Genomic DNA, 25,073 nt, shown 5'->3' on the forward strand with positions numbered 1-25,073 from the left:
AAAATGAAAGCATTTAATAAATTAAAATATATAGGGCTTGCTTGTTGTCTATCATTTGCTTCGTGTAATGAATACCTAGACATCAACGTTAATCCGAATAGTCCAACTTATGTTCAGCCCGATCTGATTCTTCCGGGGGCTATTAACACTGCTGCTGCCTACCAAGTCTCTTACAGTACTTACGGTGGTAACGTGGTGGGGTATATCGCCAATGCCGGTGGTTTCTCTGGCTTTGGTAACTTGTTAACTTATGACTACGTGGCCGGTACAGGATCACAATGGGGAGCTTATGATAACCTTTTGGATTTTAAATATGTGATCGATGGATCTGCAGATAATCCAGAATTAATCAACTATAAAGCTGCTGCGGAAGTGATGTCTGTTTACCAATTCCACAAATTGGTCGATCAGCATAATGATATCCCTTATGAAGAAGCGCTGCAAGGTAAAGCCAATTATGCGCCTAAATATTCCGAAGCATCTTCAATCTATGTGGATCTATTGCGTCGTCTAAATGAGGCAATAGGCATGTTTGATGGGGAATCACAAACCGTGAAAAAGTTGAATGCATCATCTGATCCTTTATTTAAAGGGGATATTGATCAATGGAAGAAGTTCGCAAATACCTTGAAACTAAGGCTTTTGATTCGTATTTCTGCAGTTGATGCTTTAAAAGCTAAAGTAACTGAGGAATTCGCTAAAATGGATATGACACTTGGTTTTTTAACTAAAGATGCCATTAATAATCCAGGTTATGTGAAAGATAGACCAAACCCAACTTGGTCAACTTGGGGATACTCGACAGCAGGTAACCCAGTTCCAACTTCACGTGTTCCTTCCTATTATATCTATGGTTATTACGATGGGAATAAGATTGACGATAGTTGGAGAGGAAAGGTTATCTATAATGACTTTGGGGTAACATCACGGCCTACACCTTTGAATCAATTAGGAAACGAAACGGGTAACCCACCAGTACGTTCAGGATACTCTACTTGGTATACAGGGGTTCGCTCCAGTGCTTCCAGTATTACAGATGCTCTTGGTGTGGTGAAGGGTCCTACTCAAGGACAACCTATGATGTTAGCAGCGGAGTCTTATTTCTTACAAGCAGAAGCCTTCTTAAAAGGATATTTGACTGGAAATATGACCACCGCATTTGAAAACGGTATCAAAGCATCCTTCAATTATTTATACTTAGATGTGAATGGCGCTTTAGGAGCTGGTAAGAATGTAGCAACGGATTTTGCAGCTTATAAAGCAGCCAATGCAGCATCTTATTTAGTGGATATCTCCAAAGCAGGAACTGATGCACAAAAATTAGAAGCTATTATTACCCAAAAGTATATTGCCATGAACATGATCACTGGTGAAGAGGCTTGGAATGATTACCGTCGTACGGGTTATCCTAAGACTACTCCTGGAGGCAGCAAATACGTAGATATGGCTTCTGTAACATCAAATTCACCTCGTCCAGATAGATTGCCAACAATGATTAAGTATCCGACTTCGGAATACAATTACAACGCGGCAAATACTAAAGAGATCAATCACTTTGCTGATCAGATTTTCTGGGCTAAGAAATAATTAATAGGAATAGTTATGTATAATCGAAATATAATGAAGAAAATAGCAGCACTTGCAATAGGTACATTTTTCCTATTCATGAATACATCCTGTCTAAAAGATGATCAATATGCTTTGCATCCATCTGGAGGACTTAATGTTATCGAATTCTATAATGTGACTGGTCCTACTTCCGCTTATATAGATCCTGTATTGGTTTACAGTGCAGGGACCTTTGAAACGGGTAAGGACGAATTCACCTTTGGCGTAAATTATGCTGGACCAGAGAATACAGCACCTCAGGATATTGTCGTGCAATTAGCAGCATCTCAACAAACTGTTGATAAACAAAATGCAGCAAAAGGATCGGGATATACTTTAGTGGCAGCAGATTCATATGAAATGCCAACAAGCCTAACCATCAAAAAAGGAGAGAAATTTGCCTTAGGAAAGGTTAAACTTAAATTAGATAAGTTTGACTTGGCTAAAAAGAATGTTTTGGCAATCGCCATCACCAGCAGCTCTCATGGAAATATTTCCGGGAATGGTGGTACAGCCATCTTTACCATGGCCATCAAGAATAAATACGATGGCGTTTATAAGGTGGAAGCTTTATCGCCAATGCTTGATGTTACTGCAGCAAATTTAGTTGGTTATTACCCACTTGAAGCCAACTTAGTAACCATCTTGGGTAACACCAATTTCATGACTTCAAATACCTATTTGAACGGTGGAACTGGTCACCCGATTAAAAATGGTACTGCAAACTCATCTTATGGTAACTTCTCGCCGATATTTAAGTTTGATGCCAACAACAATGTGGTTGAAGTAACCAACTACTTTGGGCAAGGAACAAACCCTAATGGACGTTCTGCACGCTTAGATATCACTGGTGCAAACAAAATGACTATTGGTGCTGATGGTTCCAAAGTGATGGAAGTGAAGTATGTCATGGTGGAAAATGGTAAAGATCGTACCTTCTTCCACGAGAAATGGACATTCTTAAAATCAAGATAATCTACCTATGAATTAAATAAGTAAGGGAGGCGCCAGCGGTGCCTCCCTTTTCTGTTATGACTAAACAATACGGTTTAAATTATCATATCAGATAAACCGTAAAGTATGATTTTTATTTTTTCTGCGCAGCTTGAAGTGCTTGAGTATTCAACTTCACATATTCTGAATTCTTCTCTTTCTTAGCCATCTCTATTCCTTCTTGGGCAGCTTTAATAGCGCCAGCTTTATCACCCGCCTTAGCTAATATTAAAGATTTCCAATATTTGATATGCGGCGCATTCGTGTTGCCTTTATCCGCTTCTACCATCCACTCGGCGGCTTTCTTCGCATCGATATTGTGGGTATGGTAGTATTGCGCAGCTTGGAAGTAAGGTTTTTTGTTTCCTTGCATGGCTTCATCAATGCTCGCCATGATCTCCGTCTTCTGATCTACCTCGATCATGAAAGAAACTTTGGTATTCTCCCATGCCAAAGAAGTTTTCATGTGCTGATCATTTACCTCATCAAATGAAATCGTGAAAGATTCAACCTTGTCTTTTAAGGTTACCGGTTTTACCTTAACACGTAAAACATCATCCGCTTGATCATATGTATAGGCGCCCCATTGTTTCGCATTGCTGTTAAAAATGATGGTCCATTCGTTTTTCGTCGGAATGGTAAATAAAGCATAGGTGCCAGCAGCCAATGTTTTACCTTCAATTTTTACCTCATCTTGAAAAGTAATATTAGTAGCGTTGTTTGCTCCAGTACGCCAAATCTGGTTATAAGGTACAAGATCTCCAAAGATTTTACGACCCTTGATATTTGGACGTTGATAAATTATGCTGACTTGACTAATGCCTAAATCTTGTATGATAAATTGCGTACTACTTGCTGGTGGTAGTTTAATTTGTGCATCAGCATCTTGAACGCTGAAGAATAAACCCGATGCGAGCAAGAGGGTAAATGCTATTTTTTTCATAATCAAAAATGTTCTATTCTCCGAAGATACTAATACCATATAAAAAAACAAACGGAGATAGTTGATTATCTCCGTTTGTCTTTTGTCATTTTATGATATTAGTGCTTGCGAACCTTGTGTCCTGAGATCGCATAGTACAATATAAATAAGTAACATGGTAAAGCAATCCAATAAGCTTGATGCGAATTGGTAAAGTGCGCTAATTGACCATATAACAATGGAATAACAGCACCACCAGCAATACCCATTACTAAGATACCCGATGCTGCACTTGTAAATTTACCTACACCTTTCAATGCCAATGGCCAAATTGCAGGCCATACAAGTGAGTTAGCTAATCCTAATAATCCTACTAAGGTTAATGATACAATTCCGTCAGTAAAAACGATACCGGCAGTTAAGAAAATACCTAAGATAGCACTGATTTTTAAAGCAGCCTCTTGAGAAAGGTATTTTGGAATAGCGATAATACCAATGATATAACCAACTACCATCGCACCCATAGTAAAGGATGTAAAGAATTTAGCAGTTTCCAAAGGAATGCCCAAATACTTTCCGTAAGCGATGATTGTATCTCCAGCCAATACTTCTACCCCTACGTACATAAACAAGGCTACGAAGCCTAATATTACGTGAGGAAAGTCAAATATACTTTGCTTAGATTCTGTTAAGGTATGGTGCGAAGCATCTTCTTCCTCATCACCTTTCACCTCTGGCAAGTTAGCGCGCGAAATCCAGAATGCTAAGACAAGTAAAACAACAACAATACCGATATAAGGATTAACAACCTGCAGAGCAATTTTATCCAATGCAGCAGCTGATTCTTCAGGGCTCATTGTTGCTAAGGATTGTTGTACTTTATCTGCTTCACCTAGGTTTAAGAAGTAACCTAAGATAATTGGTGCTAGCGCACCCGCAAATTTATTACAAATACCCATGATACTGATCCTTTTTGCAGCAGTCTCTACTGGGCCAATGATCGTGATATATGGATTGGATGCGGTCTGTAGAATAGCTAAACCACCACCCATAATGAATAAACCTGTCAAGAACAATAAGTAGGTACGTGAGTAAGCAGCAGGAATAAATAATAATGCTCCTACAGCCATAATTGCCAATGAAATGGCCATTCCCTTCTTAAATCCAAATTTATTTAGCACCCAAGTCGATACTGGTGCCATCACTAAATAAGCGATATAAAATGCAAATGTTACGAAATAAGATTGAACCTCTGAAAGTTCACAAGCGATCCGTAAGTAGGGGATCAACAGGGAGTTAAGCCAAGTGGCGAATCCAAAAATAAAGAATAAAGACCCGATAATTATCATTGGTCCTACTGTAGATTGATTTTGTTGATTACTCATAAATTTGATTTATGGATTAATAATTTTAGCTAACCACAAGGCTAATAAAATAATTTGGAATATTAAAATAGAATTTGAAAAGCAAACGATTGCGTTTTTCCATAAAAAGAGGAGAGACTTCGAATGGGCGATGTCTCTCCAAAAACCTAAACCGTATCATAAAACCAAAATGGTATTATTACGGTTGAACAATCCATCATTAAGAAAGTTTGTTAGGTTTGTGGTTTTTTTATCACCGCAATGGTTAATCTGGAAATACAGACTAAAGCATCGCGTTCGTTTGTTATCCGAATGTCCCATACGTGGGTTGTTTTTCCGATATGTAATGGGGTACATGTCGCTTTGACCGTACCTTTCGTCACAGGGCGAATGTGGTTTGCATTGATCTCCAAACCCACACCAGCATAAACATCGGAATCAATCACTAAATTCGAAGCAACACTACCAACAGACTCCGCCAATACACAAGAAGCACCACCGTGTAATAAACCGTAAGGTTGTTTTACCTTCTCATTAACGGGCATTTCGGCGACAATGGCATCATCGGTAATGGATATGGCTTTGATATCCAAAAAACCTGTCATATTAATAGCGAACAGGTCGTTAATCTCTTCCAGGGTATATGGTCTATGCCAAATCATTGTTGTTGTTTTGGTCTTTAAGATATCGGGTTTTCAAGATAACCACATGGTGGTTTAAGTGGCCGGCAATGATGTATAAAAAAGCGCGAACGCTGATTAAACGATCAGATGCCATGCCCTTACGAGCAAGCTCTGTTTCATCAAAAGACTCAAATAAGTACAAGTTTGCTTTGCGTAAGTGATAAAATTCTTGGGCGATATCTTCTAGCTTTCGCTCATCATGACGGCCATTTGCTACAAATTCATCTTGCTCAAATGATGCCAGTGCTGTCATATCATTGCGACCGAAGCGCAATGCCCGATAAGTCATGATACGCTCGGCATCCAAAATATGGCACAACACTTCTTTGATGCTCCATTTGTCTTCTGCGTATTTGTAAGTTCCTTGATCTTCCCGAATACTGGCGATAAATTCAGGGAATGTTGTCAGTTGATCGTTTAATTCGACCATGACATCTCCCGTTACGGTTTCGATATAGTCGTTAAAAATTGCTGGATACTCATCAGATTTGAGTGGGCTCATAACGTAGATTGCTTTTTAATATGATTCTAAATGTTGTACCTTTTCCTATTTCAGATTCTTTCACAAAAATCTGACCACGATGGTAATACACCATCCGTTTAGTCAAACTTAAGCCCAGTCCCCAGCCTCGCTTCCGAGTAGTGAATCCAGGTTGAAAGATGGTTTCCCAGTTGGAACGCGGAATGCCTTTTCCGGTGTCACTAATGTCTATAAAAATTTCCTCTTTTGCAATGTTTTCCGAAATGTTAACCCCGATTTGGCCTTCTCCTTCTATTGCATTTACCGCATTTTTTAAAAGGTTTTCAATGATCCAGTCAAATACCTGCACATTTAATTTGGCCTCCACATGTTGGTCTCCAGTAAGCTCAAATGTAATACGCTTGCTCGTGCGAATCTTAAAATAATTCACGTAATCTTCAACTACCGCATAGACCACATGATTAGACAAAGAAGGAGTAGAACCTATTTTCGAAAAACGATCAGCCACAATTTCCAAACGTTGCACATCCCGTTCCATTTCATTGAATAGACTATCATCTTTCGACTCATAGGTAACTCTAGCTAATTCCAACCAACCCATCAATGATGATATCGGAGTACCCAATTGATGCGCCGCCTCTTTTGCCATACCAACCCAGACCAGATTCTGTTCTGAATTTCGAATAGAGTTAAAAACGGTATAGGCAATAATCAGGAAGATCCCAATCAAGGAAAGTTGGATATAAGGAAATATGCGCAACTGTTGTAAGGCTTCTGAATCTTTGTAATAGACGAACCATTTTTCGCCCGTATCCAAATCCAATTGTATAGGTGGATGCGCCTTTTTCATGGTGTGCAGTTCCTTTTCAAAATAGATGGGGTCGTACTGTAGGTTGGATCCGCTGTCCAGCGCAGCCTTTTCGATGTTAGTTTTGCTGCTGTCCAGGTCACGCCAAAGGATAATTTTTTCATTCTGGTCAGTGATAATAGCAGGTAGGCTCAAGCTATCCCGAACGGCAAAAATCAAACTGATGAACTCATCGTCCAGATCGGGCATGGTGACCACGCTTTTGGTACTCATGGCCCATACTTGGGCTTTCGTACGCTCGGATTTTGATAGGCTCTTCACCAAATGGTTACTGTACAAAAGCGAAGCTGCTGCAATCATTGCTGCAAATAAAAACAGGAAAAATTTCCATTGTTGTTTATTATACCGGTAAGGGTGTTGCTTCATAGACCTGGAAAATGAACCCAAATTAATCATTTTCCGATAGCTTGGAGAAAGAAATTTAGAAATGCTTAATTTTGTGCCTATGAGTTCACAAAAACAAGTAAGGGTGCGATTTGCCCCTAGCCCTACAGGCGGTTTACACTTAGGTGGTGTTCGAACCGCACTTTTCAATTATCTATTTGCTAAACAGCATCAAGGAAAATTCATCCTTCGTGTAGAAGATACTGACCAAACCCGCTTTGTGCCTGGTGCCGAAGAGTATATTCAAGAATGTCTAGCATGGTGTGGACTCATTCCAGATGAAAGTCCTTTGAACGAAGGTAAATTCGGGCCTTATCGTCAAAGTGAAAGAAAACCTTCATACCGCAAATTTGCAGAGGATTTAGTGTCTAAAGGATTTGCTTATTATGCTTTCGATACAGCAGAAGAGTTGGATCAACAAAGACAACTGCATCCGAATTTCCGCTATTCCCATGAGAATAGATTGGACCTACGAAACTCCTTAAGCCTGTCTGAAGAGGAAACAGCGAAATTATTGTCGGACGGTACGCCGCATACCATTCGTATCAAGATGCCAGAAAATGAAGTCGTATCTTTTGAAGATATGATACGTGGTCGTGTGAGTTTTGAAACAAAACTTGTGGACGATAAAGTGCTATTAAAAGCAGATGGTATGCCTACTTACCATTTGGCGGTGGTTGTAGATGACCATGCTATGGAAATATCGCATATCTTCCGTGGTGAAGAATGGTTGCCTTCAGCGCCTGTACATATTCTTTTATGGGAGTACTTGGGTTGGAAAGATGAAATGCCAGAATGGGCGCACTTACCATTGATTCTGAAACCTGATGGTAATGGAAAATTGAGTAAACGTGATGGCGACCGCTTAGGATTCCCAGTATATGCCATGAACTGGCAAGATCCGAAAACCGGAGACTTGACAAAAGGTTTCCGTGAACTTGGATTCTTACCAGAAGCATTCGTCAATATGCTTGCACTTTTGGGATGGAATGATGGTACAGACCAAGAAATCTTTACAATGGACGAACTGATTGCAAAATTCAGTGTCGATCGTATTAGTAAATCCGGTGCCAAGTTTGACTTTGAAAAGGCTAAATGGTATAACCAAGAATGGATTAAACACACCCCAAACAATGTGCTTCTTCCTCAGGTAAATGCTGTATTGGAAGAACATCAGTTAGCAGCTGATAAGTTCGATGATAATTTTACGAACAGCATTCTTGATTTAGTAAAAGAAAGATTAATTTACGTGGAAGATTATTGGGAACAAGCATCTTTCTTCTATGTAAAGCCAGAGAAATATGATGTGGATGCGGTAAAACCTAAATGGAATGCCGATAAAACTGTATTTTTTCAATCCATCGCACAACTGTTTCAGCAGCAAGATAACTGGACTGCTGAAGTGTTAGAGCCTTTGTTCAAAGAACAAATCGCTGCTTCAGGAATGAAAATGGGCGAATTAATGATGCCGTATCGTATTATGTTGGTGGGAGGTAAATTTGGTCCTGATGTCTTTAAGATCGCTGAATTGCTAGGTAAAGAGGAAGTGTTGGAGCGTATTCAACTTGCTCTACCGGCATTTGAGGGATAAGCTCGAATCAACTTAAAACTAGATAAAATGAGATCTTTCAAACAGCACCTGCTTGCCGCCTTGGCAGTAGCAGCCTTATTCATTTCCGCATGTTCTTCACAGAGTCATGTTGCTCAAAATGCCAAAACTGCAGATTTCCCAGAGGAAAAATTGGGTTGGCATTTAGGCGCACAAGCATATACCTTTCGTTTATTCAGCTTTGCGGATGCCTTAAATAAAATCGATAGTGCTGGCTTGCGCTATGTAGAGGCTTTCCCAGGACAGACAATCGGTGCAGGGAGTCAAGAAAAAATGACCTATGAGCTTTCTGCGGAAGGCAGAGCATTGGTGAAAAAACTATTAAAGGATAAGGGAATAACGGCATTAGCCTATGGTGTTGTTGGTGCGAAAGATGAAGCCGAGTGGGAAAAAGTATTTCAATTCGCTAAAGATTTGAATTTCCAGGTGATCAATTGTGAACCGAATGAAAATCAACTGGATTACATCTCGAAGCTTTGCGATAAATACGATATTAAGGTAGCTATTCATAATCACCCCAACCCATCTCATTACTGGAATCCAGATGTGGTATTAAAAGCTATCGAAGGCCGCAGTAAAAGAATGGGTGCAGCAGCAGATGTGGGACATTGGATGCGCTCTGGATTAGACCCTATAGCTTGTTTAAAGAAATTAGAAGGCCGTGTATACCACGTACATTTCAAAGACCTAAATGAGTTTGGCAATAAGAAAGCATATGATGTTCATTGGGGGACCGGTAAACTTGGCTTACAAGCTGTCCAAGCAGAACTTAAACGCCAAAAGTTTAAAGGCATGATTTCCGCCGAATATGAATACAACTGGAAAAATAACATGAACGATGTAAAAGTTAGTGCCAGCAATTTTAGAGCTGCACTAAAATAAAATAGTAGTACTATAAAAAGCCGTTAGATGTCTAGTCTAACGGCTTTTTATTTTTATACCAAGTTTTACCTGCCCAAATTAATATGCTGTCCTAATACTATAAACCCTAAATTTTCTATTAAATTTCATATTCCCTTATTCCCTAACCCAGTTCTTAATCCTTCGGTTTTGATAGTAGATCGCCTTGGGTTTGCTTCGAGTTTCCCTTGGGTTGGATTCGAGACTCTTAGGGAATTTCTTAGGATCTGCTAGGGATCTCCTTCGGATCTCGTTCGGTCGGAACCGAACGAGATCCGAAGGAGATCCGAACAAGTTCCGAAGGAGATCCGTTAGAGTCTCGAATCCAACCCCTAGCAAACCCCTAGCAAACCCCTGCTAAACCCCTGTTCATATAGACCCGATACACTGTTAGATATGAGATAAGAGACCGCTTCGCTGTTAGAAATTAAAACTTTCTGCAACTTAGAACTCAGAGCGAAGCGAAGAGTCTGGGCCCTTCGGGCAGTAACTAGTATTTAGTACGGAGTATTTAGACCTATTGGCGGGTAGTAATTCAGTCATTTACAATTCAGAGCAACGCAAATAGTCTCATCTCTATTCCCAAAACCGAGTCATTGTGAGGTTAGCCGAACAAACTTTAAACTATAAAGGTTTTATGTATTCGTGCCATAGGCGGGCGATGCATGCATCGCTCATACAAACAATTGTGATTTTATTATTCCAAACTAAAATAACTGTAGGGTCGAAGCATGCTTCGACCGTTAATAATCGAAAACTATCAATATTCAAATCTTTCTGAAACTTTCAACACAGAACACAGACATGAGGCTATCATCCAAAGGATTGGGCTCCTATTGGATCCATTTCTTGTGGGTATTGCCCTATCTAAATAATTCGGCTATATCTTCTTTGCTTAAAGATTTTACAAAGGATTCTTCTGTACTGATTAAAGCTGTGGCAATGGATTTCTTCATGCTTTGCAAGGCAAGAATCTTTTCTTCAATACTATCCTTGGCAATGAACTTATAGATAAATACATTTTTGGTCTGTCCAATACGATGACTACGGTCGATCGCTTGCTGTTCTACGGCAGGGTTCCACCAAGGGTCAAGGATAAAGACATAATCAGCCTCCGTGAGGTTCAAGCCCACACCCCCTGCTTTAATAGATATCAGGAAAACCTGGATATTATCCTGTTCTTTGAAACTTTTCACAGCTGCATTGCGATCACTCGTGGCACCATCCAGATAGGCGTATTGGATTTTGTTCTTATCAAAATAGTCTCTGAATATCTGCAAGTGCTTGACGAATTGAGAGAATATTAACACCTTATTGCCTTCCTGGAGGATGGATTCCATCGTTTCTATAGCAGCATCAAATTTTCCTGATCCATCCTTGTAATTGGAGTCGATCATTAAAGGGTGATTCGCCAATTGGCGGAGCTTGGTTAAGCCTTGTAATAAGGCTATCTGTGAAGCTTTGCCCGAAAAGGCACCGTCCAATAAGGCATTGCGATATTCGGATTTTACAGTTTCGTAGTATTCCTGTTGTTCATCGGTCATGCTACAATAGAAAATCTGCTCTGATTTTGGCGGCAATTCCGTGGCTACCTGCGATTTTGTCCTGCGAAGAACAAATGGTTTAATGATAGCCTGTAGTTTACGAGATTTTTCCTCATCTTTTTTCTTCTCAATTGTCTGTACAAATTCCTTTTGAAAATAAGTGAAGCTACCAAGTAAACCGGGATTAACAAAGTGCATTTGCGACCAGATATCAGCTACGGAGTTCTCAATTGGTGTTCCGCTTAACGCTAATTTATTACGTCCTTTAAAGTGCTTTATTGCTGTGAAAGATTTAGAACGAGGGTTTTTGATGTTCTGGCTTTCATCGAGAATAATGTAGTTGAAATAATAATTGCTAAACAATTCCTCGTCAATACGAGCAATTCCATAGGTGCTAATGACCAAGTCAAAGTGGGAGAAAGCAAAGTTATTTTTACTGCGGTTACCACCTGTATGCAAAAGAACGCGAAGTTGCGGAACGAACTTCTCAGCTTCTTTTTGCCAGTTAAAGATTAAAGAAGTAGGTACAATCAATAGGGAGGTTTTAGGAAGGTCCGTACCGGCATTCTCCTCTTTTTGTTTTTGTAGCATGGCAAGAGTCTGTACAGTCTTACCTAAGCCCATATCATCCGCTAGGAGCCCACCAAATCGATATTGTTGTAGGAAATGAAACCAGTTATATCCAGCTTTCTGATAAGGGCGCAATTCCCCTTTGAAATGCTTTGGCGATTCCATGTCGGCAATCTCATCAAACTCACCAAGTTTATTCAGCTTTCGTTGAAGACTAACCTGCGCATGTTCACTGATCTCATTTAAAAGTCCGATATACGTTTTGTTTAGACGTAGTTCTTCTTTATTAGATGAGAATTGAAAGAGGTGTTCATACTGTGAGAACCATTCCTGAGGAATAATGGCTATTTCCCCATTTGGCAATTCGAATTCTTGAATCCTATGCAGAATATGCTGCCTTAGTTGAATAAATGGAATTTCATATTCGCCAAAACGTACTACGGCTTTGATATCAAACCAATCATTTTTCTCATTGACTTCAATGCTCAAGCTGGTTTTTCCTATCAAGAAGCGTTTATCATTCTCCGATTGGATCACTTGAAACCCATGCGCTTCTAGCTCATGGAGGAATTCGTTGATCCATTCCACGGCAGACATGCGTTGTCCGAATTTATCGGGAATAGGGGCATAGGTTCCAAATAGGGTATCTACTTTCTGTAACCCCAACTGGATTAATTCAGCAGATTTTTGTTCCTCCCATTTCAAGGAACGTTTTATTCGAAAGAATTGATGTCGATCCTGCTGTTCATCATATACATATTTTACAGTGACAGCATGTTGTCCACCAGCTGGGAAGCTATAATCGCCATATTGGAAACATAATTGCAACTGTGTTTCAGTTGCTGGAGTGTAGATAATTCGTAATTGTGGACTGGCATTTTCTTTATAGACGACGATATCGAATCCCTCAGCATATACATGATGCTTTTCGATGAGGGAAGTGACGAACGTATCAAAATATCGTTTCTCGGTTGCCCTAGGTATGGAGATAAATCTTTTCTGAAGGAATGGAGTTAATTTCTTTCCTTCTAATTCTTCATCGAAATGGTATAAAGTATTCTCCAATAATAGCCATGCCTGTTGGTTGATGATCACTTCCGCATTTTTGAACATAAATTCCATGCGGTGACCATCATATTTCAAGGTTGGGAAATATCGGGTTTCCGTTTCATTTCTTCTAAAATGGAAGAGGATGGAGGTTGTTTTTGGAGCAATCTTTAATTCTTGTTCAGCAGGATAACCATCCTTACTCATTAAGAACAAAGGTTTATCGCCTATTAACTGAAGAATAGTGAGCATTTTTTGCTCAATCTTCGGTCGGATAAAATCATAGACTTGTTGATCGAAAATCTTACTGAAGTAGTCCATAGGCCTGATGGCCTTCTTGTGGAAACGCTTGATGATTTGTGTTTGTTCCATCTCATCACACAATTTGATGAGCTTTTCATCTGTTTCATCCAGGCAATTTGAGAACTCTGCTACGGTATTGCTGAATACACGCTTGTAAGAAAGAGAATAGGAGCCATTTTGATTGAGATGGACAATATGAGGCTCAATGAGAAAACCCAAATATGGATGTTTCCCCAAAGAGTAAACTAAACGGTATGATAAAGAGTTGTCTATCTGCTTCATTACGACGTATTCCTGCTCGAAAAAGCTACTAATATACGGTTATTCGGGCTTTTTCTTGGGAATAAGGCAGATTAAATTATTATGAAATATCGATTTTTCCTTGAAAGACTTGAATAGCTGGTCCTGTTAAATAAACATTACTGAAATGATCACCTTCTTTATGGAAAGATATTCGTAATTGACCACCGAGCACGCGAATTGGAATGTTGAAATCACCATCTTTACCAGAAGCTAGTGCAACGGACATGGCCGAAGCAACTGCACCAGTACCGCATGCAAAAGTTTCATCCTCTACGCCACGCTCAAAAGTGCGCACAAAATAACCATCTCCTTCTGCTTCTATAAAATTGACATTGATGCCTTTTTCTCCGTAGGTGTCATTATTTCTAATGGCATAACCATCAGCGTATACATCTTTTTTAGCTAACTTTTCTGTAAATAGGACATAGTGCGGAGAACCTGTATTCATGACGTAAGCTTCAGCATCTCGATGATGCGCATCGACATTAATCATTCCCAAATTGACTTGGTTTTCAACAATACTGGCATCATGTTCACCATCAACTGCCAAAAAGACAGTTTTGTCTTTTATGATATTTAGGTCCCTGGCAAAAGCTACTAAACAACGGCCACCATTACCACACATACTACCTTCTTTGCCATCTGCATTGTAATAAAGCATTTGGAAATCATAATTTTTACTTTCTTGAAGGAGCATTAGGCCATCGCCACCAATTCCGAAGCGTCTGTCGCAAAGTTTTTCTATTAAATCATAGTTATTTGCGTCAAAAGCTGCGTTTCTGTTGTCAATAAGGATAAAATCGTTACCGGCGCCTTGGTATTTATAAAATTGAATTTCTTGAGCCATATGGTTGAAAATGTGCTGTAAATTTAATATTCTTGTTACAATAAACCACGCTTTTGTTAAATGATGTTAAATGGTTGACAAACGAGCGAGCTGTTAACATTTTTTAACTGACAAAAGCAATTGATAGCCATCGAATGGTATTACATTTGAATCAAGCAAATATGAAATTAAAAAACAATAGTTAGATTATTCAATATAAGTATATGAAAAAGATAGGAGCAACTTTATTGGCGGCCATTGTTGGAGGAGCTGTAGCTGTAGGAGGTTTCAAGCTTCTGGAAAAGAAACAGATGGACGACATGACGTTTGAAGAACGTCAAAAAGTATATTACGCAAGTAATCCGGGTGAGGAGATATTATCTTCTACAGGAAATCCGGATTTTACACAAGCTGCCGCTGCGGTTTCGCCAGGGGTAGTGCATATTCAAGTAACCGTATCCGGACGTAATTCACGTGGTGGAGGAGGTGGTTCTCCATTCGATATGTTCGAAGAGTTTTTCGGAGTACCACAACAACGTCGTGGACAAGCGCGTCCAATGACAGCTTCGGGTTCGGGTGTTATTATTTCACCTGATGGATATATCGTAACAAATAACCACGTGGTGGAAGAAGCAGACAAAATTGAGGTTGTTTTAACCGATAAGCGTTCTTATGAGGCAAAAGTTATTGGTCGTGACCCGAACTTTGACTTAGCCTTGATCAAGGTAAATGCTACAGGATTGCCAATGGTAAAACTTGGTAATTCGGATAATGTTCAAATTGGTGAGTGGGTGTTAGCGGTAGGTTATCCATTAGGATTGCAATCAACGGTTACAGCAGGTATTATCTCTGCTAAGGGCCGTCAGATTGGTATCTTAGGAGAGCAGCAACAACAGCCTCGTGGATTTGGTTATGGTGAAGAGCCGCAGCAAATCATTAATACTGCTGTAGAGTCGTTTTTGCAGACTGATGCGGTAATTAACCGTGGTAATAGTGGTGGTGCATTAGTGAATGCTCGTGGCGAGTTGATCGGTATTAACTCAGCTATTGCTTCGCCAACTGGAACTTATGCTGGTTATGGATTCGCTATTCCAATCAATTTAGCAAAGAAAATCGTTGATGACTTCAAAGAGTTTGGTAGTGTAAAACGTGGTTATATTGGTGTTACTTTCAGTGAAGTAAATGCTGAAATCCGTAAGCAATATGGTATTTCCGATGTTAATGGATTGTATGTAAGTGATGTTGTTAAAGGTGGAGCTGCAGAAGCCGCAGGTATTAAATCTGGTGACTTAATTACCAAAGTGGAAGGAAAGACCATTTATGGTTCTCCAGATTTGCAAGAGCATGTTGCTAGATTACGTCCAGGTGATAAAGTGAAGTTAACATACAAACGCGATGGCAAAGAAAAAGAAGTGTCATTGACCTTAAAAGGTGAAGAATCCAACAAATCGAAAGGTGCGAGTGGAGCAAATGCATCAGGTACGGAGATCTTCAATAAATTAGGTGGTAGCTTTATTCCTGCACCAGCGAATGTGAAGAAAGATTTAGGTATCAGTTCAGGTGTTATTATCTCACAAGTACACCGTGGAGGTATTTTAGAATATTTCGGTGTTGAAAAAGGATTGGTTGTAACCCATGTGAATGGTAAACCTGTTAATACAGTAGATGATGTAGAATCTGCATTATCGAATACAGAAAGAAATGTAGTCCGCTTAAAAGGCGTGTATGAAAGAGGAAGTTCTGTGGAGTTAAATGTTCCATTGAATTACTAGAATAATAAAGCAACAAGGAAGGCTCGCGATTAGCGGGCCTTTTTTATTGTCTAGGAATAGTAGAAAACAATTCGTTTCATTTCAGCGTATAAAGCACTTTGATACTCCTTAACAATTGTTGTCTGCTATCGCTCATTTCCCTATATTTGAGACCATGAGAATTTTGATGGTTTGTTTAGGTAATATTTGTCGTTCACCTTTAGCACATGGTATATTGGAGCACATGGTTAAAGCTGAAGGATTGGATTGGGAGATAGATTCTGCGGGTACTGGAGATTGGCATGTAGGGCAGGCTCCTGATAAACGATCTGTACAAATTGCAAAAGACAATGGAGTAGATATTTCCATGCAAAGGGCACAATTCTTTACGCCGGCATTATTTGATGCATTTGACCACATCCTGGTGATGGATCATCAAAATTATAAGGATGTCATTGCCCAAGCTCAACAAGAAGAAGATAAGGAGAAAGTGACTTTGTTTTTGCCTAATGACATGGTGCCCGATCCTTATTACGACTCAAATATGTTTAAACCCGTCTTTGAGTTAATTAAACAGCGTTGTGAGCAGCTAATAGCTGAATGGCGCGAATCATAATGTATATTTAAATGCAAGCAGCAGAAATAAATAAAAAATGGAAAGACCTGCAAGCGGTTATTTCCGAAAACTTTGATACCGATATTCCGGATATCAAGGTTATGCTCTTTCTGATAGGTGTTCAGGAATTGGGAAAAGGTCCAGGTGAATTTTCCAAAAGAGAAAAAGAGGAGCTTATGCACATTGCCACCTGTAGATTGTTCAGTAGCCTAGGTTTCTATGAATTAGAAGGTGCTGACGAACAGGGCTGGCCACATTGGAAATTGGTGAAAGCCATTCCAAATTATACCTTAATGGAACAGGAAATGATCATGAAATCCTTGATCATTGATTACTTTGAAGACCAAAATATCTTATAACATATGAGAAAAATATTATTTTTCTGCGCTTTGTTTTTGGGAATGTCATTCGCCCAAGCCCAAAAGCCTACGCATTATTATGTGGAAATCCATACAAATAAGGGTGATGCTTTATTGAAATTGTATAATGAAACGCGTAAGCATCGTGATAATTTCGTGAAATTAGTTCGTGAAGGTTATTACGACTCTTTGCTGTTTCACCGGGTGATTAACAACTTCATGATTCAAGGTGGAGATCCTGACTCAAGGTATGCGGCAAGCCGTCAGAAGTTAGGCGAAGGTGGTCCAGATTATCGCATTCCAGCAGAAATACAATCGGATTTAATCCATAAAAAAGGAACCATCGGTGCTGCTCGTGATAATAATCCAGCTAAGGAGTCTTCCGCATCGCAGTTTTATCTGGTGCAAGGAAGAGTATTCTCGCAGGCTGCATTGGATTCCTTAGAGAAATTTCGTCTAAAAGGAGTCAAGCTTAGTCCATTACAACGCGATACCTACAGTACGGTTGGTGGAACACCTCACCTGGATGGAAATTATACCGTTTTTGGAGAGTTATTGAAGGGAATTGAGGTGGTTGATAAAATCGCAGCTGATAAAACCGATTCTAACGATCGTCCTTTAGTGGATGAGCGTTTTTCGATGAGGGTTCTTAATCGACCAGAGGCTCGTGACCTGGAACGTGAATTAAATGGCCTTCCTCCTAAAAAAGGATTGTTCACTAAGTTGTTCGACTCTTTCAAATCACGTCAATATAAATTACCATAAACCATGAAAATATTAACTTATAATGTCAATGGTATTCGTGCCGCTCTTAAAAAGGGTTGGTTGGAATGGCTAAAATCAGAGAATCCAGATGTTATTTGTATTCAAGAGATTAAGGCTACTCCAGATCAGGTGCCTGAATTGGTGCTGTTGGAAGAGATGGGATATGAGCATTATTGGTATCCTGCGCAGAAAAAGGGCTATAGTGGAACTGCTATTTTCACGAAAATTACGCCGAACCATGTAGAATATGGTTGTGGACATGAAGATTATGATTTTGAAGGTCGTATCATTCGTGCCGATTTCGATAAAGCATCCATTATGAGTGTTTATTTCCCTTCGGGTACTACAGGTGATGTTCGCCAAGATTTTAAATACAAGTTCTTGGATGATTTTCAATTGTATTCGAATGATCTATTGAAAGAAAAGCCCAACTTGGTAATCTGTGGCGATTACAATATTTGTCATCGTGCAATTGATATCCACAATCCGAAGTCGAATGCCAATAGCTCTGGCTTTTTACCTGCGGAAAGAGAATGGATGGAGAACTTTATCAACTCCGGATACATTGATTCCTTCCGTCATTTAAATCCCGATCCTCATCATTATACTTGGTGGTCTTACCGTGCAGGAGCAAGAGGTAAGAACTTAGGCTGGCGTATCGATTATAACATGGTATCTTCAGCATTGAAAGATCAGATTCAATCTTCTAGAATATTACCAAATGCCGTTCATTCAGACCATTGTCCTGTAGAATTGGTACTAGCATAAAACGAAAGGGCCTTAGGGCCTTTTTGCTTTTTTAGACGTTTTCCCATTTATTTTTAGTAGATTAGACTTATGAATAAGTCATTTGCATTGGTATGTTTGGCACTATCGCTCCTGCTGTTAGTCCTAAATGCTATCTTGCTGTTTTCTAAATATAGAAATGCAGAAGCAATAGGCTTTTCTGATTTTTTACTCCCCAGTTCTTTAATGCTTTCCTGTTACCTGTTTTATATAAATTGGAGAGCACCCAGACCGAAATCTAGCAACTAGATTTCCAATCCCCATATTTATTCTTTGAATTACACCTGGAATCAGGTCTATTGCTTTTATAACAATGGTCTGTATTAATTGGCGTACTTCTTATTCTCAACCTTTACCTATTGTTCTCATAACAATGAAAAAACCTGTTTTAGTAATCAAATTTGGATCTGCTTCCATTAGTAAGGATGGAGAGATCGATGAAAGGATCGTATTGGAAATAGCGCGTCAATGTGCTCAATTACAATCGTCCTTTAACCTTGTCATAGTTTCTTCTGGCGCGGTCGCTGCGGGGAAACGATTTATTCCGAAATATCGCGGGACATTGGCGCAACGAAAAGCTGCAGCTGCCATAGGGAATCCTTTATTGGTCATGACCTATGCACGCTATTTTCGACCATTCAAGATTGCCATTGCCCAAAGCTTATGCGAACGACATCATTTCTCCAACAGAAGTCAATTTTTGCAATTAAAGAATACCTATGAAACCTTATGGAAGAACAATGTGATTCCTATTGCCAATGAGAATGATGTGGTCAGCAATAAGGAATTAAAGTTTTCGGATAATGATGAATTAGCGACGCTCATTGCTGTAGGATTTGGAGCAGAGAAATTATTGTTTTCTACATCAGTTCCGGGAGTCATGGATACGGATGGTCAGTTAATAGCAGAGATTAAAAAAATCGATAAGGAAGTACTTTCCTTTGCAAGAAAAGATTGTTCGCAGGTGGGGCTTGGGGGAATGAGCTCTAAGCTCAATTTTGCTCGATTAGCTACACAGATGGGGATTGAGGTGAACATCTTTTCCATGGAGCAAACTGAAGCGATCCTGCAGGCTGTAAAGGGCCTTACGGGCACTAGGTGCTTAGCGGAAGAAAAACGACTGCCATCGAGAAGGAAATGGCTGGCAAGCGCGAGTGTAATATCAGGGTTGGTTCAAATAGATGCAGGGGCAATCAAAGCATTGTATGCTCGAAAGAGTTTATTGGCTGTTGGTATTAAACAGGTCAATCAGGATTTTATCAGTGGAGAAGTGTTTCACATAGCAGATGAAAATATGGTAATTCATGCAGTTGCTAAATCTAAAATTGATTCAGTTAACCTTAGATCAGGTATAAATATAAAAGATATGGAAGTGGCGCATGCCAACGATATTGTATTGTTTTAAAATCGGTAAACAACATGGAAAAATCTATTCAAAAACAATTATTGAATTGTCGTCAGGCAAAAAGGAATATGGCAAAGTTGCGGTCAGGAGAACGTGCTCAGCTATTAAGAGATTTAGCAATAGCATTACGCGAAAATAAGGATTTGATCATAGCAGCTAACTCAAGAGATTTAAATAAGATGGATGTAAATGATTCCAAATATGATCGCTTACGCTTGGATGAAAATCGCATTGAAGAGCTGGCTAAAGCTGTAGAGGAAGTAGCATCTCTACCTGATCCAACAAATGTTCTTTTAACTGAGCAGGTTCTGGAAAACGGCTTGCTCTTGCAAAAGAAATCCGTGGCATTGGGTGTCGTGGCCGTTATTTATGAGTCGCGTCCTAATGTGACCATAGATGTGGCTAGTCTTTGCCTTCGCTCAGGGAATATTTGTTTGCTCCGGGGAGGTTCAGATGCCTGGGAAAGTAATTCGGTCTTAGTTGGGTTAATTCGACTGATTTTAGACAAAGCAGGATTAGATCCAAATATGGTACAACTATTACCGGTAGAGCGGGAATTGCTTATGGAGTTGCTTCATGCTAAAGAGGATGTTGATATACTCATTCCTAGAGGATCCCAAGGGCTTATAGATTTTGTAAGAACGCATGCTAAGGTCCCGGTAATTGAAACTGGGGCAGGGGTTTGCCATACCTATGTGGATCAAACTGCTGATCTTCAAATGGCAGCTAAGATTATTGCTAATGCGAAGATTTCACGTCCTTCGGTTTGTAATGCCTTAGACACTATTTTGGTGGATAAGGAGGTGGTTTCAGAATTGATAGCACGCTTAGTCCCCTATTTTAAAGCTGCAGAAGTTCAGGTGATGGCGGATGAAGTATCCTATCCATATTGGTTAAAGTTAGCCTATCCGTATTTGCATTTGGCGGATGCGACTGATTTTGGTCGGGAATTTTTAAGTCTAGCCTGCTCGATGAAATCAGTTTCGGGCTTGGAGTCGGCATTGGAGCATATTTCGAAATATTCTTCCAAGCATTCTGAATGTATAGTGTCATCTAATTCAGAAAATATTTCGAACTTTATGCATGCGGTTGATGCTGCAGCAGTATATGCCAATGCTTCCACAAGGTTCACGGACGGAGCTGAATTTGGGTTAGGTGCAGAAATTGGGATTTCAACTCAAAAATTGCATGCCCGAGGGCCATTCGCTCTGGAAAAGCTAGTATGTGAAAAGTGGTTTGTCACTGGTCATGGTCAAATAAGATAATTAATATGGGAATTAGAATTGAAAAAGATACGATCCTGAACTGGATTAATGAAATGGGTAAGCACCTTCGCTTGTATGTCGATAAATGGGAGAGTGGATTGGAAGAAAACGAGGAAATAGAGCTTGATCATTCAGGGTATAAGGAATTCTTTCAGGTGGATCGGGAATATTTTCTACAAGCAGACGAGGCAAAGTTGCTAAGCTTTGTAGATGGACTACAAAAAGAACAGGTTAGGCCATTGGGACTACTGTTGATGTATGATGGTTTACTTTCAAGAGAATCGAGTCTATTGCACAAGGCAAAATTTCTTTTGGAGTTAAATATGAAGCGTTCCGGTGATTTTTCTTTTGAGGATTATGGTTATTTAGCAACTATTGATAAACATATTTAATAGGGAATATTTAAAATAATTGTTTAGCCTACTGTTTTAACAGTAGGCTTTTTTATTGTAATTCAAGTGTAAAAATAGATGGGTTTCGACATTGTTTATGTATGCCAATGTTTTGAAATTAACAAAATAGCAATTAAAGATTTTATAAATTGAAATAATCAAGTAATAACATTTAAATTCATTTAGAAATTAATAAAACTATGTAACAAACATGAAATAATAAACTAAGTGTTAATAATTTGTTAAAATAATATATTAAGTTTGAACCATAGGAATGAAGCTTATGTAGGCAAAGGTGTTTAGACACCTAGTTTTCATCGGCCAAACAAATACTAAACACATCAAACTTAAATTATGAAAGAAAGATTACTCAGTCTAGTTCTGCTGTATGCCCTTTTTATAGGTGCAGCCTATTCGCAGAGTCGTCAGGTTGGTGGGAAGGTCACTTCTCAAGCAGACGGAAATCCAATCTCCAGTGTATCTATTTCCATTCAAGGTTCCAATGTAGCCACTCAATCTGATGCCAATGGGATGTATTCCATTCAGGCATCTACTGGTTCAACCTTGGTTTTTAGATCCATTGGTTATGAGGAAAAACAAGTAAAAGTAGGATCATCGAGCAGTTTAAATGTTCAGATGGTTCCGGAAGTAGGTGCAATTGACGAGGTTGTTGTTGTAGGTTATGGTTCTGCACGGCAGTTGGGATCAGTTGTTGGTTCCGTGGTAAAAGTAAATCGAGATAATATCTCTGGAAAACCAAGTGCGAATGCTATGGAGTCTCTACAAGGAAAGGTGCCTGGATTGCAGGTTTTCACCTCATCAGGTGAGCCTTCGGCGACTCCTTCCATTCGTTTGGATGGGGTGGGTTCTTTAGGAGCTAGCTCTACACCATTAATCGTTTTGGATGGGATTCCGGTAGATGCAGGTTCCTTAGTGTCCATGAACCCAGAGGACTTTGAAAGTATCACTGTATTAAGAGATGCTTCTGCAACGTCTATTTATGGTTCAAGAGCTGCAAATGGTGTGGTATATTTTACAACACGTAAAGGAAAGGCTGGAGAAAGAGCCAATATTACTGCTCGGACTCAATATGGTTGGAATGATTTGGCATCTAGAAAAGCATTTGATCAACTAATGAATTCAGATGAATTATTGGGAATGTGGGTGGATGTTGGTTTTGTAGACCAAGAAGAAGCAGATGAAATTAAAGCCGATTTCCCAGAAGATTTTAGATGGGATACTTATTATTACCGCAAAAACTCACCAGTTAAGCAGTACGATTTGAATGTGTCGGGCGGTTCAGATAGGTTGCAGTATTATGTGTCTGGAGGTTTGTTTGATCAAACAGGTATGATGTATCGTTCGGATTTTAAGCGTGTAAACCTAAGAAGTAACATCACAGGAAGGCTTAATAAATGGGTGAATTTCGGGTTGAATCTAGCTGGAGGTTATGACCAACGTCAAACCAATGGTTGGGGTACTAATAACCTCAATGGCGGATTGGCGATGTTGGCATTGCCTTGGTACAAACCATATGATGCGGATGGAAATGAGATCTACGATCAATCAACTATCCCCGGTTTAGGGGCTTACTCTCCAAGATACTTGCAAGATATGAACCCTAGTGTGGGTAGAAATCAACAGTTCAATCCCAATATGTTTTTGGAGGCAAAGCCAATAACTGGATTAACGCTTAGAACACAAGCTGGGATGGATTATTTCAATTATAGAACCTCTTCAAGAAGAATGCCTTCTTACTTAGGTGCACCTGGATTAGGAAATGGTAGTGAAGGATATCAGCAAGGGATTTCTAGGACTATCACCAATACGATCGAGTATAATTGGGATATTAATGATCAACACAATTTGATCGTTCTTGGTGGTCATGAATATTCAGATTACGAATATGAAACTTTAAGTGCTGGGGTACAAGGTCTGACAGATGACAGGTTAATCTTGTTGTCTGCAGGTACGACTGGTCAAACTGTTGGTCAAACCAAAACTGCTTATGCTTTTAATTCGTTCTTTGGCCGGGGGTCTTATGCTTTTGCTAAGAAGTATTTTGCTGACGTAACTGTTCGTCAAGATGAGTCTTCTCGCTTTGGTAAAAATCAAAGAAAGGCTACCTTTTGGTCTTTAGGCGGAAAGTGGGAGATGAAAAATGAGGATTTTTTACGTGATGTTTCATGGTTAAATGCCTTGTCACTTCGTTCGAGCATCGGTACGCAGGGAAATGCAGCAATTGGAGATTATGAAGCTTTGGCAACAGTAGGTACTACAGTTTATGACCAAAAAACAGGATGGGGTATTGCAGCTCCAGGCAACCCAAATCTTACCTGGGAGAATCAACAAAAATTTTCTGTGGGTTTTGCTGCGCAACTTCTTGATCGTGTGAATCTTGATTTTGAATATTTCAATAGAAATACAACAAGCCAATTGATTGATGTTCCTTATCCATACACCAGTGGTTTTGGAAGTGTGCTTTCAAATGTTGGGCGAGTATTGAATACGGGTTTTAACCTAGGTTTAAGTGCTACGGTGCTTAGAGGTAAGGATTTTGCCTTTACACCTTATGTTAATCTAGGTTTTGTGAACCAAGAGGTGAAGGAGCTATTCCAAGGGAAGGATTATTGGATTATTCCAAATACAGGGGTGAGTTGGGCAGTTGGAAGTCCGGTAGAATTCTTTTATCCGATTCAGGCAGGTGTCAACCCAGATAATGGTTTAATGCAGTGGTATGTTCCTGGTGATAATATTGCGCATGCGAATAAGGATCCAGAGAATGTAACTTCTAGTTTCAATCCAGGTGTACTTCAGCAGAGTACGGGTATTAAAAGATATCCTCCATTTAATGGTGGCTTTGGATTTACATCAGCCTACAAAGGATTTTATTTTAATGTTGATTTCACCTTCTCGAAAGGGAAATATCTGATTAATAACGATAGATATTTCTTTGCCAATCCTTATAATTTCATTGGTTATAACCAAAATAGAGAGGTGTTGGATTATTGGAAAGAACCAGGGGATGTAACGAAGTTCCCAAGATTTGGACAGATTAATCAGTTCGATTCGGGTTTAATTGAAGACGCTTCATTTTTAAGGTTAAAAGGTGTTTCAGTTGGCTATAATCTTCCTAAATCTGTTCTTGGTCACCAAAATTTCTTTACCAATGCACGAATATTCTATGTGGGTAGAAATCTGATGACTTTCACGAAATATTTAGGGCCAGATCCAGAGATAGATTCCAATTTGACTTTGGGAGCTAATCCAAATTCAAAACAGTCTATGATCGGAATCGAGCTACAGTTTTAATCAATTAGAAGCAACAA

Annotated in this window: 20 protein-coding genes; 13 read left to right on the plus strand and 7 right to left on the minus strand. The window is 39.4% G+C overall.

Annotated features, from left to right (window positions below):
• Window positions 1–3: 3 nt before the first annotated feature.
• Entirely contained in the window at window positions 4–1,587 is a 1,584-nt protein-coding gene (locus ACP6L2_RS08280; protein WP_440508780.1) for a SusD/RagB family nutrient-binding outer membrane lipoprotein, read from the plus strand.
• Between the two features lie 33 nt (window positions 1,588–1,620).
• Window positions 1,621–2,583: a DUF1735 domain-containing protein gene (locus ACP6L2_RS08285; protein WP_440508781.1), complete on the plus strand. Its 963-nt coding sequence runs from the start codon at window positions 1,621–1,623 to the stop codon at window positions 2,581–2,583.
• A 112-nt stretch (window positions 2,584–2,695) separates the two neighbouring features.
• Here the strand turns inward: ACP6L2_RS08285 and ACP6L2_RS08290 are convergent, their stop codons facing one another.
• The 5 genes from ACP6L2_RS08290 to ACP6L2_RS08310 all read right to left on the minus strand — a co-directional run bounded on the left by ACP6L2_RS08290 (window position 2,696) and on the right by ACP6L2_RS08310 (window position 7,285).
• Window positions 2,696–3,544: a DUF2911 domain-containing protein gene (locus ACP6L2_RS08290; RefSeq protein WP_440508782.1), complete on the minus strand. Its 849-nt coding sequence runs from the start codon at window positions 3,542–3,544 to the stop codon at window positions 2,696–2,698.
• A 98-nt stretch (window positions 3,545–3,642) separates the two neighbouring features.
• The gene (locus ACP6L2_RS08295; protein WP_344673300.1) at window positions 3,643–4,908 is read right to left on the minus strand and encodes a sugar MFS transporter; all 1,266 of its coding nucleotides are present in this window, start codon (window positions 4,906–4,908) and stop codon (window positions 3,643–3,645) included.
• Window positions 4,909–5,120: 212 nt separating this feature from the next.
• On the minus strand, window positions 5,121–5,549 hold the full coding sequence (locus ACP6L2_RS08300) for a hotdog fold thioesterase (protein WP_344673299.1): 429 nt from the start codon (window positions 5,547–5,549) through the stop codon (window positions 5,121–5,123).
• Complete coding sequence (locus tag ACP6L2_RS08305; protein ID WP_344673298.1) at window positions 5,536–6,072, minus strand: DinB family protein; 537 nt, start codon at window positions 6,070–6,072, stop codon at window positions 5,536–5,538. Before ACP6L2_RS08305 ends, ACP6L2_RS08300 begins: the two co-directional genes overlap by 14 nt.
• Window positions 6,053–7,285: a sensor histidine kinase gene (locus ACP6L2_RS08310; RefSeq protein ID WP_440508783.1), complete on the minus strand. Its 1,233-nt coding sequence runs from the start codon at window positions 7,283–7,285 to the stop codon at window positions 6,053–6,055. The genes ACP6L2_RS08305 and ACP6L2_RS08310 overlap by 20 nt, the downstream gene beginning before the upstream one ends.
• A gap of 79 nt (window positions 7,286–7,364) precedes the next feature.
• Here ACP6L2_RS08310 and gltX point away from each other — a divergent pair, with 79 nt between their 5' ends.
• Together gltX and ACP6L2_RS08320 are read left to right on the plus strand one after the other, a co-directional pair.
• Complete coding sequence (gene gltX / locus ACP6L2_RS08315) at window positions 7,365–8,894, plus strand: glutamate--tRNA ligase (protein ID WP_440508784.1); 1,530 nt, start codon at window positions 7,365–7,367, stop codon at window positions 8,892–8,894.
• Window positions 8,895–8,921: 27 nt separating this feature from the next.
• Window positions 8,922–9,794, plus strand: coding sequence for a sugar phosphate isomerase/epimerase family protein (locus ACP6L2_RS08320; protein WP_440508785.1), 873 nt, complete (start codon window positions 8,922–8,924; stop codon window positions 9,792–9,794).
• An 881-nt stretch (window positions 9,795–10,675) separates the two neighbouring features.
• Here ACP6L2_RS08320 and ACP6L2_RS08325 read toward each other — a convergent pair.
• Both ACP6L2_RS08325 and dapF read right to left on the minus strand, forming a co-directional pair.
• Window positions 10,676–13,558 carry a DEAD/DEAH box helicase gene (locus ACP6L2_RS08325; RefSeq protein WP_440508786.1) on the minus strand — a complete coding sequence of 961 codons (2,883 nt, stop codon included), beginning with the start codon at window positions 13,556–13,558 and terminating at the stop codon, window positions 10,676–10,678.
• Between the two features lie 79 nt (window positions 13,559–13,637).
• The gene (gene dapF / locus ACP6L2_RS08330) at window positions 13,638–14,426 is read right to left on the minus strand and encodes a diaminopimelate epimerase (RefSeq protein WP_440508787.1); all 789 of its coding nucleotides are present in this window, start codon (window positions 14,424–14,426) and stop codon (window positions 13,638–13,640) included.
• A 203-nt stretch (window positions 14,427–14,629) separates the two neighbouring features.
• Here dapF and ACP6L2_RS08335 point away from each other — a divergent pair, with 203 nt between their 5' ends.
• The 9 genes from ACP6L2_RS08335 (at window position 14,630) to ACP6L2_RS08375 (ending at window position 25,056) form a co-directional block, all read left to right on the plus strand.
• Window positions 14,630–16,177: a Do family serine endopeptidase gene (locus tag ACP6L2_RS08335; RefSeq protein ID WP_440508788.1), complete on the plus strand. Its 1,548-nt coding sequence runs from the start codon at window positions 14,630–14,632 to the stop codon at window positions 16,175–16,177.
• A 154-nt stretch (window positions 16,178–16,331) separates the two neighbouring features.
• Complete coding sequence (locus ACP6L2_RS08340; RefSeq protein ID WP_344673291.1) at window positions 16,332–16,772, plus strand: low molecular weight protein-tyrosine-phosphatase; 441 nt, start codon at window positions 16,332–16,334, stop codon at window positions 16,770–16,772.
• An 11-nt stretch (window positions 16,773–16,783) separates the two neighbouring features.
• Entirely contained in the window at window positions 16,784–17,131 is a 348-nt protein-coding gene (locus tag ACP6L2_RS08345) for a hypothetical protein (protein ID WP_344673290.1), read from the plus strand.
• A 3-nt stretch (window positions 17,132–17,134) separates the two neighbouring features.
• Window positions 17,135–17,896: a peptidylprolyl isomerase gene (locus tag ACP6L2_RS08350; RefSeq protein ID WP_440508789.1), complete on the plus strand. Its 762-nt coding sequence runs from the start codon at window positions 17,135–17,137 to the stop codon at window positions 17,894–17,896.
• Window positions 17,897–17,899: 3 nt separating this feature from the next.
• A complete protein-coding gene (locus ACP6L2_RS08355) occupies window positions 17,900–18,664 on the plus strand; it encodes an exodeoxyribonuclease III (RefSeq protein WP_440508790.1) in 765 nt (254 codons plus the stop codon).
• A 391-nt stretch (window positions 18,665–19,055) separates the two neighbouring features.
• The gene (gene proB / locus ACP6L2_RS08360; RefSeq protein ID WP_440508791.1) at window positions 19,056–20,087 is read left to right on the plus strand and encodes a glutamate 5-kinase; all 1,032 of its coding nucleotides are present in this window, start codon (window positions 19,056–19,058) and stop codon (window positions 20,085–20,087) included.
• A 14-nt stretch (window positions 20,088–20,101) separates the two neighbouring features.
• Window positions 20,102–21,352: a glutamate-5-semialdehyde dehydrogenase gene (locus tag ACP6L2_RS08365; RefSeq protein WP_440508792.1), complete on the plus strand. Its 1,251-nt coding sequence runs from the start codon at window positions 20,102–20,104 to the stop codon at window positions 21,350–21,352.
• Between the two features lie 5 nt (window positions 21,353–21,357).
• Complete coding sequence (locus ACP6L2_RS08370; protein WP_440508793.1) at window positions 21,358–21,744, plus strand: hypothetical protein; 387 nt, start codon at window positions 21,358–21,360, stop codon at window positions 21,742–21,744.
• Between the two features lie 354 nt (window positions 21,745–22,098).
• Window positions 22,099–25,056, plus strand: coding sequence for a SusC/RagA family TonB-linked outer membrane protein (locus ACP6L2_RS08375; RefSeq protein WP_440508794.1), 2,958 nt, complete (start codon window positions 22,099–22,101; stop codon window positions 25,054–25,056).
• Window positions 25,057–25,073: the final 17 nt, after the last annotated feature.

Origin of the sequence: Sphingobacterium lactis (genome assembly GCF_051951495.1) — a bacterium.
Taxonomy (GTDB): domain Bacteria; phylum Bacteroidota; class Bacteroidia; order Sphingobacteriales; family Sphingobacteriaceae; genus Sphingobacterium; species Sphingobacterium lactis_A.